28 protein-coding genes are annotated in these 17,340 nt (G+C 44.3%); all 28 read left to right on the top strand.

The genetic code is table 11. The features are described 5' to 3' along the window. Positions 1-51 precede the first annotated feature (51 nt). A complete protein-coding gene (locus NYE25_RS18230; protein WP_042131229.1) occupies positions 52-303 on the top strand; it encodes a ribosomal L7Ae/L30e/S12e/Gadd45 family protein in 252 nt (83 codons plus the stop codon). A 133-nt stretch (positions 304-436) separates the two neighbouring features. Then, positions 437-856 carry a 30S ribosomal protein S12 gene (gene rpsL, locus NYE25_RS18225; RefSeq protein WP_036680518.1) on the top strand — a complete coding sequence of 140 codons (420 nt, stop codon included), beginning with the start codon at positions 437-439 and terminating at the stop codon, positions 854-856. A gap of 44 nt (positions 857-900) precedes the next feature. Then, the gene (gene rpsG / locus NYE25_RS18220) at positions 901-1,371 is read left to right on the top strand and encodes a 30S ribosomal protein S7 (RefSeq protein WP_036680520.1); all 471 of its coding nucleotides are present in this window, start codon (positions 901-903) and stop codon (positions 1,369-1,371) included. 47 nt (positions 1,372-1,418) lie between these two features. Further along, the gene (fusA, locus tag NYE25_RS18215; RefSeq protein ID WP_042192180.1) at positions 1,419-3,497 is read left to right on the top strand and encodes an elongation factor G; all 2,079 of its coding nucleotides are present in this window, start codon (positions 1,419-1,421) and stop codon (positions 3,495-3,497) included. A 109-nt stretch (positions 3,498-3,606) separates the two neighbouring features. Continuing rightward, positions 3,607-4,797 (top strand): elongation factor Tu, encoded by a 1,191-nt coding sequence (gene tuf, locus NYE25_RS18210; protein WP_042192178.1) that lies wholly within the window; start codon positions 3,607-3,609, stop codon positions 4,795-4,797. 259 nt (positions 4,798-5,056) lie between these two features. Next, on the top strand, positions 5,057-6,406 hold the full coding sequence (locus NYE25_RS18205; protein WP_341146518.1) for a globin-coupled sensor protein: 1,350 nt from the start codon (positions 5,057-5,059) through the stop codon (positions 6,404-6,406). Between the two features lie 226 nt (positions 6,407-6,632). Beyond that, positions 6,633-6,941, top strand: a complete 309-nt coding sequence (gene rpsJ, locus NYE25_RS18200; protein ID WP_017692074.1) for a 30S ribosomal protein S10 — start codon at positions 6,633-6,635, stop codon at positions 6,939-6,941. Positions 6,942-6,983: 42 nt separating this feature from the next. Then, positions 6,984-7,607: a 50S ribosomal protein L3 gene (gene rplC / locus NYE25_RS18195; RefSeq protein WP_076286852.1), complete on the top strand. Its 624-nt coding sequence runs from the start codon at positions 6,984-6,986 to the stop codon at positions 7,605-7,607. 25 nt (positions 7,608-7,632) lie between these two features. Continuing rightward, on the top strand, positions 7,633-8,256 hold the full coding sequence (rplD, locus tag NYE25_RS18190) for a 50S ribosomal protein L4 (RefSeq protein WP_042192174.1): 624 nt from the start codon (positions 7,633-7,635) through the stop codon (positions 8,254-8,256). Further along, entirely contained in the window at positions 8,256-8,549 is a 294-nt protein-coding gene (gene rplW, locus NYE25_RS18185) for a 50S ribosomal protein L23 (RefSeq protein ID WP_036680537.1), read from the top strand. The genes rplD and rplW overlap by 1 nt, the downstream gene beginning before the upstream one ends. A 27-nt stretch (positions 8,550-8,576) precedes the next feature. Then, positions 8,577-9,407 (top strand): 50S ribosomal protein L2, encoded by an 831-nt coding sequence (rplB, locus tag NYE25_RS18180; RefSeq protein ID WP_042192171.1) that lies wholly within the window; start codon positions 8,577-8,579, stop codon positions 9,405-9,407. A 76-nt stretch (positions 9,408-9,483) separates the two neighbouring features. Beyond that, entirely contained in the window at positions 9,484-9,762 is a 279-nt protein-coding gene (gene rpsS / locus NYE25_RS18175) for a 30S ribosomal protein S19 (RefSeq protein WP_036652940.1), read from the top strand. A 33-nt stretch (positions 9,763-9,795) separates the two neighbouring features. Beyond that, positions 9,796-10,128 carry a 50S ribosomal protein L22 gene (rplV, locus tag NYE25_RS18170; protein WP_036680546.1) on the top strand — a complete coding sequence of 111 codons (333 nt, stop codon included), beginning with the start codon at positions 9,796-9,798 and terminating at the stop codon, positions 10,126-10,128. Between the two features lie 13 nt (positions 10,129-10,141). Continuing rightward, on the top strand, positions 10,142-10,807 hold the full coding sequence (gene rpsC / locus NYE25_RS18165) for a 30S ribosomal protein S3 (protein ID WP_042192169.1): 666 nt from the start codon (positions 10,142-10,144) through the stop codon (positions 10,805-10,807). A gap of 2 nt (positions 10,808-10,809) precedes the next feature. Beyond that, positions 10,810-11,244: a 50S ribosomal protein L16 gene (rplP, locus tag NYE25_RS18160; RefSeq protein WP_042131224.1), complete on the top strand. Its 435-nt coding sequence runs from the start codon at positions 10,810-10,812 to the stop codon at positions 11,242-11,244. Next, the gene (gene rpmC / locus NYE25_RS18155) at positions 11,234-11,431 is read left to right on the top strand and encodes a 50S ribosomal protein L29 (protein WP_019908232.1); all 198 of its coding nucleotides are present in this window, start codon (positions 11,234-11,236) and stop codon (positions 11,429-11,431) included. Before rplP ends, rpmC begins: the two co-directional genes overlap by 11 nt. Before the next feature lie 43 nt (positions 11,432-11,474). Next, on the top strand, positions 11,475-11,741 hold the full coding sequence (rpsQ, locus tag NYE25_RS18150) for a 30S ribosomal protein S17 (RefSeq protein ID WP_042131223.1): 267 nt from the start codon (positions 11,475-11,477) through the stop codon (positions 11,739-11,741). Positions 11,742-11,779: 38 nt separating this feature from the next. Further along, on the top strand, positions 11,780-12,148 hold the full coding sequence (rplN, locus tag NYE25_RS18145; protein ID WP_036680556.1) for a 50S ribosomal protein L14: 369 nt from the start codon (positions 11,780-11,782) through the stop codon (positions 12,146-12,148). A gap of 49 nt (positions 12,149-12,197) precedes the next feature. Next, on the top strand, positions 12,198-12,551 hold the full coding sequence (gene rplX, locus NYE25_RS18140; protein WP_076286851.1) for a 50S ribosomal protein L24: 354 nt from the start codon (positions 12,198-12,200) through the stop codon (positions 12,549-12,551). A 31-nt stretch (positions 12,552-12,582) separates the two neighbouring features. Beyond that, on the top strand, positions 12,583-13,125 hold the full coding sequence (rplE, locus tag NYE25_RS18135) for a 50S ribosomal protein L5 (RefSeq protein WP_042131222.1): 543 nt from the start codon (positions 12,583-12,585) through the stop codon (positions 13,123-13,125). 49 nt (positions 13,126-13,174) lie between these two features. After that, entirely contained in the window at positions 13,175-13,360 is a 186-nt protein-coding gene (locus NYE25_RS18130; RefSeq protein ID WP_013312154.1) for a type Z 30S ribosomal protein S14, read from the top strand. A gap of 32 nt (positions 13,361-13,392) precedes the next feature. Then, complete coding sequence (rpsH, locus tag NYE25_RS18125; RefSeq protein ID WP_036680560.1) at positions 13,393-13,791, top strand: 30S ribosomal protein S8; 399 nt, start codon at positions 13,393-13,395, stop codon at positions 13,789-13,791. 30 nt (positions 13,792-13,821) lie between these two features. Then, on the top strand, positions 13,822-14,364 hold the full coding sequence (gene rplF / locus NYE25_RS18120; RefSeq protein ID WP_042192166.1) for a 50S ribosomal protein L6: 543 nt from the start codon (positions 13,822-13,824) through the stop codon (positions 14,362-14,364). An 84-nt stretch (positions 14,365-14,448) separates the two neighbouring features. Next, positions 14,449-14,817, top strand: coding sequence for a 50S ribosomal protein L18 (gene rplR / locus NYE25_RS18115; RefSeq protein WP_042131220.1), 369 nt, complete (start codon positions 14,449-14,451; stop codon positions 14,815-14,817). A 27-nt stretch (positions 14,818-14,844) separates the two neighbouring features. Further along, on the top strand, positions 14,845-15,342 hold the full coding sequence (rpsE, locus tag NYE25_RS18110) for a 30S ribosomal protein S5 (protein ID WP_036652980.1): 498 nt from the start codon (positions 14,845-14,847) through the stop codon (positions 15,340-15,342). Between the two features lie 14 nt (positions 15,343-15,356). After that, positions 15,357-15,542, top strand: coding sequence for a 50S ribosomal protein L30 (gene rpmD / locus NYE25_RS18105; RefSeq protein WP_036680567.1), 186 nt, complete (start codon positions 15,357-15,359; stop codon positions 15,540-15,542). A 40-nt stretch (positions 15,543-15,582) separates the two neighbouring features. After that, positions 15,583-16,023 carry a 50S ribosomal protein L15 gene (rplO, locus tag NYE25_RS18100; protein WP_036680569.1) on the top strand — a complete coding sequence of 147 codons (441 nt, stop codon included), beginning with the start codon at positions 15,583-15,585 and terminating at the stop codon, positions 16,021-16,023. Beyond that, a complete protein-coding gene (gene secY, locus NYE25_RS18095; protein WP_042131218.1) occupies positions 16,023-17,321 on the top strand; it encodes a preprotein translocase subunit SecY in 1,299 nt (432 codons plus the stop codon). The genes rplO and secY overlap by 1 nt, the downstream gene beginning before the upstream one ends. The last annotated feature ends 19 nt before the right edge of the window (positions 17,322-17,340 follow it).

The following is a 17,340-nucleotide window of genomic DNA, read 5'->3' as shown; positions in this document are numbered from 1 at the left end:
TCTAAGGTGCGTGAGTAGCCATGTTATCCTTGTTCATTGGAGGTAATGATTATGACTGATGATAGAGGACTACAGGATGCTCAGGTCAAGATCGGTACCAAACAAACCGTCAAGGCGGTAGAGTTGGGCCAAGCTGCAGAAGTCTATGTGGCAGAGGACGGAGATCAAAGGCTTACTTCCAGGATAGTTATGCTTTGTAACAAACAAGGTGTTAAGATCACATACGTGGATACGATGCTGAATTTGGGCAAGGCCTGCGGAATAGAAGTTGGTGCTGCGATGGCAGCCGTCTTAAAACAATAGCTACGGAAATGTTTTTGTACTGGGGTGAACTCCAGCGGCAAGAACTTTTCATTTGTCTTTTTATGAACCGCCTGGGTCTGTGGGCTTAGAGTTCTTAAATCGGCTATCATTTCAGGAAGGGGGTGGCAACAACATGCCAACAATTAACCAATTGGTTCGTAAAGGCCGTCAAGCCAAAATCGAAAAATCTAAATCTCCCGCTCTTCAAAAAGGGTATAACGCCCTCAAGCGTGAGGCTACAAATTTGAGCGCTCCGCAAAAACGCGGTGTGTGCACTCGTGTTGGTACTATGACTCCACGTAAACCAAACTCAGCGCTTCGTAAATATGCCCGTGTTCGTTTGACGAACCGTCTCGAGGTAACAGCTTATATCCCGGGTATCGGACATAACTTACAAGAGCACAGTGTTGTATTACTTCGCGGAGGTAAAGTAAAGGACCTTGCAGGGGTTCGTTACCATATCGTTCGTGGTGCATTGGATACAGCAGGTGTAGCTAACCGGATGCAAGCTCGTTCTAAATACGGTGCTAAACGTCCTAAAGCTAAGAAATAAGAAAAAATTCTAGAATAATAAACATTTAAGAAAGGGGGATATCCATGCCACGCAAAGGTCCAGTTACTAAGAGAGACGTATTGCCAGATCCGTTGTATAATAGCAAGTTGGTTACTCGTTTGATTAACCGCATTATGCTGGGTGGTAAAAGAGGTGTCGCTCAAAGCATTCTGTACAATTCATTCAAGTTGATTGAAGAACGTACGGGTAAAGATCCGATGGAAGTTTTCGAAGCTGCCATCAAGAATATCATGCCGGTTTTGGAAGTCAAAGCTCGTCGTGTCGGTGGTGCTAACTATCAAGTACCTATCGAGGTTAAACCAGAGAGACGTACTGCTCTGGGATTACGTTGGCTCGTAAACTACTCTCGCAACCGCGGTGAGAAGACGATGGAAGAGCGTTTGGCGGCTGAGATCATCGACGCTTCCAACAACACAGGCGCTTCTGTTAAGAAACGCGAAGATACACACAAAATGGCTGAAGCAAACAAAGCGTTCGCTCACTACCGTTGGTAGGATTAAGGTCATTCAAATAACTTATATTTTGAAGGGAGATCCATTTCATGGCTAGAGAGTTCTCCTTAAAAAATACACGTAATATCGGGATCATGGCGCATATTGATGCTGGTAAAACAACTACCACAGAGCGGATTCTTTTCTATACAGGCCGTACGCACAAAATCGGTGAAGTTCACGAGGGTGCTGCTACAATGGACTGGATGGAGCAAGAACAAGAGCGCGGAATCACGATTACGTCCGCTGCTACGACTGCTGCGTGGAAAGGTCACCGCATCAATATCATTGATACCCCAGGACACGTTGACTTCACTGTTGAAGTTGAACGTTCCCTACGTGTATTGGATGGGGCAGTAGGTGTATTTAGTGCAAAAGAGGGCGTTGAGCCTCAGTCTGAAACCGTATGGAGACAGGCTGACCGTTATAACGTTCCACGTATTGCATATGTGAACAAAATGGACATTATCGGTGCGGATTTCCTTAACGTAATCGAAACTATGCGTGATCGCCTTCAAGCCAATGCAGTTGCTATTCAATTGCCAATTGGTGCAGAAAGTGATTTCACTGGTATTATCGACCTTGTTGAGCAAAAAGCACACATGTTCAGAGATGATCTAGGCCAAAACATCGAAGTAACGGATATTCCGGAAGAATATTTGGCCAAAGTTGAGGAGCTGCGTCTCGAGTTGATCGAGAAAGTTGCTGAACTTGATGAAGATCTGACTATGAAGTACCTGGAAGGCGAAGAAATTACAGTTCCGGAAATTAAAGCTGCACTGCGCAAAGGCGTAGTTGAAGTTAAATTGTTCCCTGTAATTGTTGGATCCTCCTACCGTAACAAAGGGATTCAGCTTATGCTGGATGCTGTTGTTGATTACTTGCCATCTCCTCTTGACGTTCCAGCTATCACTGGACATCTTGATGATGGAACTGAAGCAGTTCGTCATTCTTCGGATGAAGAACCGTTTGCAGCTTTGGCATTTAAAATCATGACTGACCCTTATGTAGGTAAACTTACGTTCTTCCGTGTATACTCTGGTATTCTAGAGTCCGGATCTTACGTAGTTAATGCTACTAAGAACAAGCGTGAACGTATTGGTCGTATCCTTCAAATGCATGCTAACAGCCGTCAAGAGATTTCCATCGTGTATTCTGGCGACATCGCTGCAGCAGTTGGTTTGAAAGACACCAGTACAGGTGATACACTGTGTGATGAGAAGCATCCAGTAATTCTGGAATCAATGAACTTCCCTGATCCAGTTATCGAAATCGCTGTTGAACCAAAAACAAAAGCTGACCAAGATAAATTGGGCGTTGCTCTCGGTAAGTTGACTGAAGAGGATCCAACTCTTCGTGCTCATACTGATGAAGAAACAGGCCAAACTATCCTGGCTGGTATGGGTGAACTTCACTTGGACATCATCATCGACCGTATGCGTCGTGAGTTCAAAGTAGAAACCAATGTGGGTAAACCACAGGTTGCTTACCGCGAAACGTTCAAGGCACCTGCTCGCGTCGAAGGTAAATTTGTACGCCAATCTGGTGGTCGTGGTCAATACGGTCACGTGTGGGTTGAATTTGAACCCCTCGAGCCAGGTACTGGTAGCAAATTCGAAAGTAAAGTTGTCGGTGGCTCGGTTCCTAGAGAGTACATCGCTCCTGCACTTGCGGGTATCGAAGAACAAATGAAAAACGGCGTACTTGCAGGCTTCCCGCTTGTAGACGTTAAAGCTACCATCGTTGATGGTTCTTACCATGATGTCGATTCCAACGAAATGGCATTTAAAATTGCCGGCTCGATGGCGCTTAAAGCAGCTAAAGACAAGTGTAAACCTGTCCTGCTTGAGCCAATCATGAAAGTAGAAGTAACTGTTCCTGAGGAATATATGGGTGATGTTATGGGTATGCTGAACTCCCGCCGTGGCCGTATCGAAGGTATGGATTCCCGTGGTGGAGCGCAAATTATCCGTGCTAAGGTGCCTCTTTCCGAAATGTTCGGATACTCTACAACTCTTCGTTCTGGTACTCAAGGACGTGGCGTATTCTCAATGGAGCTTTCTCACTATGAAGAAGTTCCTAAATCCATTGCGGAAGAGATCGCTGCTAAGAACAAAGGCGGAGAATAATTACTAGTTTTAACTTGCCGTCCGAGTATAATTACTCAGTCATCTAAGATAAACATATATGCGGGCGGCTCAAATATAAGGAACCCCACATTAAGGAGGAACTGTTCAAATGGCAAAGGCAAAGTTTGAACGTAACAAACCGCACGTTAACATCGGTACTATTGGTCACGTCGACCATGGTAAAACGACTCTGACTGCTGCAATCACTACTGTATTGTCCAAAACTTACGGTGGCGCAGCTATCGCATTCGATCAAATCGACAAAGCTCCTGAAGAGCGCGAACGTGGTATCACAATCTCCACTTCCCACGTTGAATATGAAACTCCTAACCGTCACTACGCTCACGTAGACTGCCCTGGTCACGCCGACTATGTTAAAAACATGATCACTGGCGCAGCGCAAATGGACGGAGCTATCCTGGTTGTATCCGCAGCTGATGGCCCTATGCCACAAACTCGCGAGCACATCCTGTTGTCCCGTCAAGTAGGTGTTCCATACATCGTTGTTTTCTTGAACAAATGCGACATGGTTGAAGACGAAGAGTTGTTGGAATTGGTTGAAATGGAAGTTCGTGACTTGCTGAGCGAGTATGACTTCCCAGGCGACGACACTCCAATCATTCGTGGTTCTGCTCGTGAAGCTCTTCAAAACCCAGAAGGCGAATATGCTAAGAAGATTGTTGAAATGTTCGAAACAATCGACGAGTACATTCCACTTCCAGAGCGTCAAACTGACAAACCATTCTTGATGCCTGTCGAAGACGTATTCTCCATCACTGGCCGCGGTACTGTGGCAACTGGTCGCGTAGAACGCGGAACAGTTAAAGTCGGAGAAGAAATCGAAATCGTTGGTATTCACGAAGAAACTAAGAAATCCGTAGTTACGGGCGTGGAAATGTTCCGTAAATTGCTGGATTCCGCTCAAGCGGGCGACAACATCGGAGCTTTGCTTCGTGGTGTAGACCGTACTATGATCGAGCGTGGCCAAGTATTGGCTAAACCGAACTCTGTTAAACCACACACTGAGTTCACTGCTCAAATCTACGTTTTGACTAAAGAAGAAGGCGGACGTCACAAACCATTCTTCACTGGTTACCGTCCACAGTTCTACTTCCGTACAACTGACGTAACTGGCATCATCAACTTGCCAGAAGGTACTGAAATGGTTATGCCTGGTGACAACATCACTGTAACTGTTGCTTTGATCTCCCCTATCGCTATTGAAGAAGGTACTAAATTCTCCATTCGCGAAGGTGGACGTACAGTTGGAGCAGGTAGCGTAGCTTCCATCCAAAAATAAATTCGTTTCTATCTGCGGGTAGACTCTGAATCATAGTGCCCCGGATTCTTCTTGCGGAGAATCCGGGGCTTTTTGTTGTTTTATAGGATAAATCTTCTTAAATTCGACAATATACGATAAATTAAGTATGAAATTTCGAATAATTCTACAAAATTCAACAAAATTCAACGATAAATTGTTTACAATTTTAATAATCATAGAGTAAAATGAAAGGAAGGTAATATTGTAAAAAAATAGTAATTAAGGGGAGGGTGATAACATGGGAAAATGTCCTTTTTCATTCATGCATGCTATAACATCACGTAATAATAATGAGGATTCTCACACCCCTAATTTGATAGAACATAAACACCAGACTAAGCGTACTGAAGATTTTTTTCATACTCTTGAGGGTTATGACGAACTCAATGAGCAAATGAGAATGATTGATCTATCTGAATCAGATTTGAACTTATTACGTAGGGTAAAGCCTAGCGTTAAAAAGAATATAGACTATATAATTGATCAATTTTATAATTCGGTATTAGGTGTGGATAAACTCGAAGCCATTATATTGGAGCATAGTAGTATCGAAAGGTTGAAAACAACACTCCGCGAGCATATCATTGAAATTTTTGATGGCAAAGTTGATGAAGAATACATAGCAAAGCGAATGAAGATTGCTAATATTCATAAAAGAGTAGGACTTGAGCCTAAATGGTACTTATCTGCTTTTCAAAATCTTCAGAACGTTTTTATACAAGTTATCTATAATGAGACACATGATGACAATACACGTCTACATGTAGTTAAGACCGTAACTAAGCTGCTTAACCTTGAACAACAACTTGTCCTAGAGGAATACGAGAAGGAGAACGTCAAAGAGAAGGAACAGCAATACCTTTTGGTTAAAAATGAATTAAAGCAGAAAATTGCTGAATTCAGCAGCGAATTAATAGATTTTAGTATCGACACAAATGCCGCTGTGAAGCAGCTAGTAGCCAGTAGCAATGAAGTGAGTAGAACATTCCAACGTACAGCTACATCCGCTGTAGAGTCGCAGGGGTTGGCTACAGATGGACATGAGCATTTGGATAGCTTAACAGGACAGATTAATCTTATTTATCAAAGTACTAGTGAAATGGAACATTCAGTCCATGAATTAAGCAATTCCTCTAAACAAATTCAAAAAATCGTAAACTCAGTTAAAGATATTGCAGATCAAACTAAAATTCTTTCACTTAATGCAACGATAGAAGCCGCTAGAGCCGGAGTGCATGGTAGAGGGTTTAGTGTAGTTGCTCAAGAAGTTAGTCGGTTGGCAGAGGATACGAAGAATACTGTAATTCAGATCGTAGAGCTGACCTATAAATCGGGAAGTCTCACACAACAGGTCGTTGAGGAGATACGTAAGGTACAAGAGCTAACCAAAAGTGGGAAACATCAATCCGTTGAGACTAGTCTTTTGTTTTCCGAAATTGTAGAGGCGATGAGGAGTAGCACACAAGAGATTGTTATAGTAGAAGAAGAAATAAGAACATTGATTCAGACAATAGAGGGAATTGGGTCAGCAACAGCACAGACTGCGGAGTCAGCTGAGTTTTTTAAGTCTGCCGCTGAGAATCTTTAACCTATATAATAGTAATAAAGCAACGCATGAAAAAAATATGCGTTGTTTTGTTATTTTAGCTTGCAATACTGCTGCCTATTATATATAATAATAAATGTTGTTCTGAGACGTTGCGATGATGTGAGAGGTTACTGACACACCCGGCCCCTTTGCCATGAGGTCGACGTCAGAAAATTTTCACGGAGTATGTCCGATAATAAATTGGGCGATAGAAGGAGGGACTAAAATGGCAAAGCAAAAAATTCGTATTCGCTTGAAAGCATACGACCACAGAATTCTTGATCAATCCGCAGAGAAAATCGTTGAAACTGCAAAACGTTCGGGTGCTGGTGTATCTGGACCGATTCCGTTGCCAACTGAGAAGCAAATCATTACTATTCTCCGTGCGGTACACAAGTACAAGGATTCCCGTGAACAGTTTGAACAACGGACTCACAAACGTTTGATCGATATTGTGAACCCAACACCACAAACTGTGGATGCCTTGATGCGCTTGGATCTACCGTCCGGTGTAGATATCGAAATCAAATTGTAATTCTATTTTTAGCAACTTAGGAAAAGAAAAGAGGTGTCAACATTGAAAGGTATCTTAGGAAAAAAACTCGGTATGACTCAAGTGTTTACTCCAGAAGGTAACGTAATTCCTGTTACTGTTATCGAAGCAGGCCCTTGTGTAGTACTGCAAAAGAAAGACCTGAATATCGACGGATATGAAGCAGTGCAATTGGGCTTTTCTGATAAAAAAGAAAGTCGCTCCAATAAGCCTGAACAAGGTCACGCCAAAAAGGCAAATGCAACACCTAAGCGCTACGTTCGTGAAATTCGCGGTGTTGACCTCGGGTCTCTCGAGGTTGGACAAGAACTGAAGGCTGATATTTTTGCTGAGGGCGAATTTGTTGACGTAACTGGCACATCTAAAGGTAAAGGTTTCCAAGGTAACATCAAACGTTGGGGACAAAGCCGCGGACCAATGGCACACGGATCGCGTTACCACAGAAGACCGGGTTCCATGGGTTCTATCCAAGCTAACCGTGTTCCGAAGGGCAAACGCCTCCCAGGACATATGGGTCACACGACTATCACGGTTCAAAAGCTTGAAATCATCAAGGTTGACGTTGAACGTAACGTATTGCTGGTTAAAGGCGCTATCCCAGGTCCTAAAAACAGCTTCGTGAAAGTTAAACAAACCGTTAAGAAATAATTACCTAAGAAAGGAGGAACATGAAATGCCAAAAGTAACACTTTTTAATATTAGTGGCAACGAAGTTGGTGAAGTAGAACTTAGCGATACAGTATTCGGTATTGAACCGAATGAGCACGTTCTACATGAAGCTGCGCTTATGCAAAGAGCTTCCCTTCGTCGTGGTACACACAAAGTAAAAGGACGTTCTGAAGTTCGTGGCGGTGGACGTAAGCCTTGGAAACAAAAAGGTACAGGTCGCGCTCGTCAAGGATCCATTCGTTCTCCACAATGGAAAGGCGGCGGCGTTGTCTTCGGACCAACACCACGTAGCTATTCCTGGAAATTGCCTAAGAAGGTTCGTCGTTTGGCGATCAAATCCGCTTTGTCCTCGAAAGTACTCGAGAATGACATTATCGTATTGGATAGCTTGACAATGAATGCTCCGAAGACGAAAGAATTCGCAGCAATCTTGAACAACCTGAAAGTGGAACGCAAAGCTTTGATCGTAGCTACTAGCTATGATGATAACGTAGCACTTTCCGCTCGTAACATCCCTGGGGTGAAATTCGTAGCGGCTGACGGCATTAATGTTCTTGACGTACTGACGTACGACAAACTGATCATCACTAAAGAAGCAGTTCTGAAGGTAGAGGAGGTGTTCGCGTAATGAAAGATCCTCGTGATATTATCAAACGTCCGGTGATTACGGAACGTACTTCCGACTACATGAGCGAAATGAAATACGCTTTTGAAGTGGATATCCGTGCTAACAAAACCGAAATCAAAAAAGCTGTCGAGGCTATTTTCAAAGTAAAAGTAACTAATGTGAACACAATGCGCGTGCCTGGCAAACTGAAACGTTATGGTAAATATTCTGGTTACACTCCAGAGTGGAAAAAAGCCATCGTTAAGCTTAGCCCGGACAGCAAACCGCTTGAGTTTTTTGAAGCGGTAGAATAATACTCTTAAAGTAAGGAGGAAACTATAGTGCCAATCAAAAAGTACAAACCGACCTCTCCGGCAAGACGCCATATGTCTGTGTCTACGTTTGAAGAAATCACAACAAACCAGCCAGAGAAATCGTTGCTTTCTCCGCTGTTCAAACATGCGGGACGCAACAACCAAGGTAAAATTACGGTTCGTCACCATGGCGGCGGACACAAACGTAAATACCGTATTATCGACTTCAAACGGACTAAAGACGGCATACCAGGTAGCGTTGCTACAATTGAGTATGACCCGAACCGTACATCTAATATTGCTTTGATCCACTATGCTGATGGAGAGAAACGTTATATCATCGCTCCTAAAGGCCTAAAAGTTGGGGATAAAGTAGAGTCCGGCCCAACAGCCGACATCAAAATTGGTAACAGTCTTGCGCTGGAGAACATCCCAGTGGGTACAGTTATCCACAACATTGAGTTGAAACCAGGTAAAGGCGGACAATTGGTTCGTGCTGCTGGTACAGAAGCTCAATTGCTTGGTAAAGAAGAAAAATACTGTTCCGTTCGTTTGTCATCCGGTGAGGTTCGTAAGATCCTTAGCGTGTGCCGTGCAACTATCGGTTCCGTAGGTAACGAAGATCATGAATTGATCAAAATCGGTAAAGCTGGACGTAGTCGCTGGCTGGGCCGTCGCCCTGAAGTACGCGGTGTAGTAATGAACCCGAACGATCACCCACACGGTGGTGGTGAAGGCCGCGCTCCAATCGGACGTAAATCGCCTATGTCTCCATGGGGTAAACCAACCCTTGGTTACAAAACGCGTAAGAAAAACAAGGCATCTGATAAATATATCGTTCGCCGCCGCACAAAATAAGACGCTTCTGGCAAGTTAATAAAGCGCGAAGCGTCGATTCGCGGTTTGAAGAACCGGATGAAGGGAGGATTCACACATGGGTCGCAGTTTAAAGAAGGGGCCGTTTATCGATGGCTACCTGCTTAAAAAAGTTGAGGAACTGAACGAGGCTGAAAAAAAGGTTGTAGTTAAAACTTGGTCCCGTCGCTCAACCATTTTCCCTCAGTTTATCGGACATACGTTTGGTGTATATGACGGCCGTAAACACGTGCCTGTATACGTAACAGAAGATATGGTAGGTCACAAGTTGGGCGAGTTCGCGCCAACACGTACTTACAAAGGCCACGCGGGTGACGATAAGAAAACAAGAAGATAATAATAAGGTCTCTGTTTGAAAGGAGGTTAAACAATGGAAGCAAAAGCACATGCAAGATCGGTGCGGATTTCCGCTCGTAAAGCGAAACTGGTTGTTGACTTGATTCGTGGTAAGCAAGTGGGGGAAGCAATTGCTATTCTTCGCCACACTCCGAAATCCGCTTCTCCGGTCGTTGAGAAGTTGCTTAATTCGGCAATTGCGAATGCTGAGCATAACTATTCTTTGGACGTGAACAGTTTGTTCGTTAGCGAGGTTTTCGTTAACCAAGGACCTACTATGAAACGTTTCCGTCCGCGCGCCATGGGCCGCGCAAGTCGGATCAATAAACGCACGAGCCACATTACACTGGTGGTATCTGAGAAATAAGGAGGGATAACACGTGGGTCAAAAGGTAAATCCAATCGGACTCCGGATCGGGATCATTCGCGATTGGGAATCTAAATGGTATGCAGGAAAAGATTTCGGTACTCTTCTGATGGAAGACGTCAAAATCCGGGAATACCTTAAAGGTAAGTTGAAGGATTCCGCTGTTTCCCATATCGAGATCGAAAGAGCGGCTAACCGCGTGAACGTTACAATTCACACTGCTAAACCAGGTATGGTTATTGGTAAGGGCGGAGCAGAAGTAGAAGTACTTCGCAGCGCAGTTACAGCAATCGCTGGTGGCAAAAAAGTACACATCAACATCAATGAAATCAAGCACCCTGAATTGGATGCAATTCTTGTAGCTGAGAGCATTGCTCAACAATTGGAACGTCGTGTATCGTTCCGTCGTGCACTCAAACAAGCGATTCAAAGAACAATGCGTTCTGGCGCAAAAGGGATTAAAACTCAAGTAGGCGGACGTCTTGGCGGAGCTGAGATTGCTCGTTCAGAAGGTTATAGCGAAGGAACAGTTCCACTTCATACGCTTCGTGCCGATATCGATTACGGAACGGCTGAAGCACATACAACTTACGGTCTTATCGGCGTAAAAGTATGGATCTACCGTGGAGAAGTTCTTCCCCCAGCTAAGAAACAAGCTGCTCAGGAAGGAGGCAACTAATCATGTTGGTACCAAAACGCGTAAAACACCGCAAGCAACAACGCGGACACATGAAGGGTATGGCAAAGGGTGGTACTGAATTGAACTTCGGCGAATTCGGCCTGGTTGCAATGGAACCATCTTGGATCACTAACCGTCAGATCGAAGCTGCTCGTATCGCAATGACACGTTATATCAAACGTGGCGGTCAAGTTTGGATCAAGATTTTCCCAGATAAGCCTATTACTCAAAAGCCTCTCGAGGTTCGTATGGGTAGTGGTAAAGGTAACGTTGAGAAATGGGTAGCCGTAGTTAAACCGGGCAAGATTATGTTCGAACTCGGAGGCGTGTCGGAAGAAATCGCTCGTGAAGCGATGCGTCTTGCCGCTCACAAGCTGCCTGTTAAGACTAAGTTTGTGAAACGTGAAGAATTGGGTGGTGAAGCAAATGAAAGCTAATGAACTTCGCAACTTAACCACTGCTGAGATTGAACAAAAGATCGCTGGATTCAAAGAGGAACTTTTTAATCTCCGTTTCCAATTGGCAACTGGCCAACTGGACAACCCGACTCGGATTCGTGACGTGCGTAAGGAAATAGCTCGTGCTAAAACCGTAATCCATCAAAGAGTGCTTGGGATTAGTTAAGTGAGACGGATCTCAGATCCGTATTCAGGAAGGAGGCTAACTAATGAGCGAAGAACGTAATGCACGTAAAGTGCTAATCGGTAAAGTGGTCAGTGATAAAATGGATAAAACCATCGTAGTCGCTGTTGAAACCTATAAGAAGCATAACTTGTACCACAAACGCATCAAGTCTACGAAGAAATTCAAAGCACATGATGAGGAAAACGTTGCGAAAATTGGCGATACCGTAAAAGTCATGGAAACTCGTCCGTTGTCCAAGGACAAACGTTGGAGACTAGTTGAAGTGGTTGAAAAAGCGGTTATCATCTAAGATAATCAAAAGAGTTTTTCCGGAAGGAGGAAATTATAATGATTCAACCATTTACACGCTTGCATGTGGCTGACAACTCTGGTGCGAAGGAACTGATGTGTATCCGCGTACTGGGTGGTACTGGACGCCGTACAGCAGCAATCGGTGATTTGATCGTTTGTTCCGTTAAACAAGCAACACCAGGCGGCGTTGTCAAAAAAGGTGATGTTGTTAGAGCGGTAGTTGTTCGTACGAAACGTTCCGTTCGTCGTAAAGATGGATCTTACATCGCATTCGACGAAAATGCAGCTGTTGTTGTTAAAGACGACAGAAGCCCTCGTGGAACACGTATCTTTGGACCAGTTGCTCGCGAACTTCGCGATAAAGACTACATGAAGATCGTTTCCTTGGCACCGGAAGTAATCTAATAAACACGAGCACCAATAAGTTGAAGGTTAGTTATAGGAGGTGTAATAAATGCCTAGAGTGAAAAAAGTTCTGGAATCCCATAACAATAAACTGCACGTGAAGAAAGATGATGTGGTGCTTGTGATTAGTGGTAAAGACAAAGGCAAAAAAGGCCGTGTCATCGCTGCTTATCCTCGTGAAAACCGCGTTCTGGTAGAAGGCGTCAATATGGTGAAAAAACACCAAAAGCCGAACCAGCTGAATCCACAGGGTGGAATTATTGAGCAGGAAGCTTCGATTCATGTGTCCAACGTAATGCACATCGATCCGAAGTCCGGCAAAGTAACACGTATCGGTTACAAAGTATTGGACAACGGTAAAAAAGTTCGGATTGCTAAAAGATCCGGAGAGATTATCGACTAATCTAGCCCTTAAGAAAGGAGGTTAAATCTTCATGGCAGCAAGAATGAAAGAACGTTATCTCAACGAAATAACACCTGCTTTGATGCAGAAGTTTAACTATACAACTGTTATGCAAGTGCCTAAGATCGAGAAGGTTGTCATCAACATGGGTGTGGGTGACGCTGTTCAAAACTCCAAAGTACTTGATGCTGCAGTTAATGACATGCAGTTGATCGCTGGTCAAAAACCAGTAATCACTAAAGCTAAAAAATCCATCGCTGGTTTCAAACTACGCGAAAATATGCCGATTGGGGTTAAAGTAACACTGCGCGGCGAGCGTATGTATTACTTCTTGGACAAATTGTTCAACGTAACGCTTCCACGCGTACGTGACTTCCGTGGTGTTTCCACTAAAGCCTTTGACGGCCGTGGTAACTACACACTTGGTCTTAAAGAACAATTGATCTTCCCCGAGATCGAATATGACAAAGTGGATAAAGTCCGCGGTATGGACATCGTTATTGTAACGACTGCTAAGACGGACGAGGAATCCCGCGAGCTGCTGGGTCAGCTGGGAATGCCTTTCGCAAAATAAAGTCGGTTAATCCATTTTCTCCGAAAATGTTTAGGAGGTGTCAGGCTAAGTGGCAAAAACTTCGATGAAAGTTAAACAACAACGTACGCCTAAGTTTAAAGTACGTGCATATACACGTTGCGAACGTTGTGGTCGTCCACATTCGGTACTGCAAAAGTTCAAAATTTGCAGAATTTGTTTCCGTGAATTAGCTTATAAAGGCCAGATCCCTGGCGTGAAAAAAGCAAGTTGGTAAGAAGTTTATAAACGGGAAGGAGGTTTACACACATGACTATGTCTGATCCTATTGCAGATATGCTTACTCGTATTCGTAACGCTAACATTGTGCGTCACGAAACGGTAGAAATGCCTGCTTCTACTATGAAGAAACAAATCGCTGACATTTTGAAGCGTGAAGGTTTCATCCGCGATGCGGAATTCGTTGAAGATAGCAAACAAGGGATTATCCGTATCTTCTTGAAATACGGCCCTAACCAAGAGCGTGTTATTTCTGGTTTGAAAAGAATCAGTAAACCAGGCCTTCGCGTATACACGAAGAGCAATGAAGTGCCTCGTGTACTCGGTGGTCTAGGAATCGCGATTATCTCCACATCTAAGGGAGTTATGACCGACAAAGAAGCTCGTCAATCAAAATCTGGCGGAGAAGTTGTCTGCTACATTTGGTAATAAACGTCACAAGATAAGGAGGTGCAACACATGTCTCGTATTGGTCGTAAACCAATCGCAGTACCTAGCGGTGTAGATGTCACTTTGGACAACGCCGTTATTACAGTAAAAGGTCCAAAAGGTTCTTTGACTCGTGAGCTTCATAAAGACATGAAGGTTACAGTTGAAAATAACGAAATTACCGTTGTTCGTCCGTCGGATAACAAATTGCATCGTTCACTTCACGGCACAACCCGCTCCGTTGTCAACAACATGGTAGCAGGCGTGACTGAAGGTTTCTCGAAATCTCTGGAATTGGTTGGGGTCGGATATCGTGCAAGCAAATCCGGAGATAAAGTCGTTCTGAACGTTGGTTACTCCCACCCGGTTGAAATTACACCGGAAGCAGGTATTGAGTTTGAAGTTCCTGCGAACACGAAGATCATCGTTAAAGGTATCGATAAAGAACGCGTTGGCGCATATGCTGCTAAAATTCGTTCCGTTCGTGAGCCAGAACCGTATAAAGGTAAAGGTATCAAATATGAAGGCGAGCGTATCATCCGCAAAGAAGGTAAAGCTGGTAAGAAGAAATAACCAGTTTGAACTTAATTGTAAGATACCCCGTGCATCTTAAAGTGAAGCTGTTTACGGCAAACTGAAGGGAGTGAAAGGGAAGTCATGATTACAAAAGAAGATAAAAACAAGGCTCGTCTCAAAAGACACCTGCGTGTTCGTAAGAAGATCCAGGGAACTACTGAGCGTCCACGTTTGAACGTATTCCGTTCTTCAAAACACATCTACGCTCAACTGATCGATGATGTTAAAGGGGTTACTATCGTATCCGCTTCTACACTTGATAAAGAACTGAGCGCTAACATCGGTAATGGCGGCAGCGTTGAAGCTGCAGCGAAAGTTGGCCAATTGGTCGCTGAGCGTGCTAAAGAAAAAGGCTATGCAGTGGTCGTATTCGACCGCGGAGGTTACTTGTACCATGGACGAATTCAAGCATTGGCTGACGCAGCTCGTGAAGCTGGTCTTGAATTCTAGAATAATTCTTAAAAGGAGGTTAACGACTTGCGTGTAGATCCGAACAGTTTAGAACTGACAGAAAGAGTTGTACACATTAACCGTGTAGCAAAAGTTGTAAAAGGCGGACGCCGTTTCAGCTTTAGTGCACTCGTTGTTGTGGGCGATGGCAATGGCTACGTCGGTGCTGGTATCGGTAAAGCCGGCGAAGTTCCGGATGCCATCCGTAAAGGCATTGAAGACGCCAAGAAAAACCTGATTCACATTCCAATCGTAGGAACTTCGATTCCCCATCTCGTTACTGGCCACTTCGGCGCAGGACGCGTGTTGCTGAAACCAGCATCAGAGGGTACTGGCGTTATCGCTGGCGGTCCAGTTCGTGCGGTATTGGAATTGGCAGGCGTTGGCGACATTTTGACAAAATCACTGGGTTCTTCGAATTCCATGAACATGGTCAATGCAACTTTGGAGGGACTTTCCCGTCTGAAACGCATTGAAGAGGTCGCGAAACTTCGCGGCAAATCTGTCGAAGAATTGCGCGGTTAAGGAGGGGAACGTCAATGGCAAAATTGCAAATTACCCTCGTACGTAGTGTAATCGGACGTCCAGAAACACAACGTGTTACTGTTAAGACGCTCGGCCTACGTAAACTCAACACGACAGTGGTTCACAATGACAGTCCTGCAATTCGCGGAATGATCAACAAAGTGAGTCACTTGCTATCTGTAACTGAAATTGAAGGCTAATCGCCTCGCATAAATTAACAAACATAAGGAGGTGCAAACGATGAAGTTACATGAACTTGCTCCAGCTCCTGGTTCCCGCAAAGAACGCAATCGCGTTGGTCGTGGACCAAGTAGCGGAAATGGTAAAACTTCCGGTCGCGGTCACAAAGGTCAAAACTCACGTTCTGGCGGTGGTGTTCGTCCGGGCTTCGAGGGTGGACAAAATCCGCTCTATCGTCGTCTGCCTAAACGTGGTTTCGTCAATCCTACCCGTAAAGAGTATGCGATTGTGAACCTTGAAGATCTGAATAGCTTTGCAGAAGGAACAGAAGTGACTCCGCAGTTGTTGCTTGAAACTGGTGTTGTCAAGAATTCCAAAAGCGGCATTAAGATTCTCGGCAATGGTGAGTTAACCGTTAAATTGACTGTACAAGCAAATAAGTTCTCTCAATCTGCGGTAGAGAAAATCGAGGCTGCCGGCGGTAAAACCGAGGTGATCTAATGTTCAAGACGCTTAAGAATATCTGGCATGTGGAAGATTTGCGCAAAAAGATCCTGTTTACCTTGTTCATTCTGATTATCTACCGTATCGGTTCGTTTGTACCGGTTCCTGGTGTGAACAAAGATGTACTGGAAACAGCAAATCAAAGCGGTGACGCTTTGATGGGACTTTTGAACACCTTCTCGGGCGGAGCGCTCAAAAACTTCTCGATATTTGCGATAAGTATTTATCCGTACATTACAGCATCCATCATCGTGCAATTGCTGTCGATGGATGTTGTTCCTAAGTTTGCTGAATGGGCTAAACAAGGGGAGCACGGTAAAAAACAACTAGCGCAAATCACTCGTTATGGTACTGTGATTTTGGCCCTGATCCAAGGTTTTGCTACGTCGATAGGGTTTAACCGGATTTATGGAACTCAAATGATGCCGAATGCGACATTTGCTGACTACTTACTGGTTGCCATTATCTTGACGGCTGGTACTTCTTTTCTGATGTGGCTTGGTGAACAGATTACCGAAAAGGGAATCGGGAACGGGATTTCGATCCTGATTTTTGCGGGAATCGTCGCCGCCATCCCGGGATATATCACGAGTACGGCTAACTCAAGCTTTATTCAGCCGGATCAAGTGTTCCTGAATATTCTTAAAGTCGTTATTGTGCTGATTGTGATTGTAGCGATTATTACAGCAGTTATCTTCGTACAGCAAGGTATTCGGAAGATTCCTGTTCAATACGCTAAACGCGTAGTCGGCAACAAAATGTACGGTGGACAGAATACGCACATTCCGCTGAAAATTAATGCGGCTGGTGTAATTCCGGTTATCTTCGCCGTATCACTGCTTCAGTTCCCAGTTGTTCTCTCCAGTTTCTGGTCAACACATGCCTGGGCTCAATGGATTGCCAAGTATTTGGCAACTGATGCACCACTTGGTATGCTTCTGTATGTAGTGATGATCATCGGGTTCACGTTCTTCTATACGTTCGTGCAGATGAATCCTCAGCAGATGGCTGATAACATGAAGAAGAATGGTGGTTACATTCCAGGTATCCGTCCTGGTAAAGCTACTGAGAAATATTTGACTAGAGTAATGTCTCGTCTGACTATGTCCGGCGCATTGTTCCTGGCTTTGATCTCTGTATTGCCGATGTTCTTCGGTGCTTTATCTGGATTGCCTAAAGAAGTTCGAATTGGTGGTACTTCACTGCTAATCGTAATCGGTGTGGCATTGGATACTATGAAGCAGATCGAGAGCCAATTGATCAAACGCCATTACAAAGGCTTCATCAATAAATAGGCGATAGGTTCCGGTGAAG

This window comes from Paenibacillus sp. FSL E2-8871 (assembly GCF_038000345.1).
Classification (GTDB): Bacteria; Bacillota; Bacilli; order Paenibacillales; family Paenibacillaceae; genus Paenibacillus_AQ.
The sequence above is the reverse complement of the archived record's forward strand: the minus strand, read 5'-3'. Positions and strand labels throughout refer to the sequence as shown.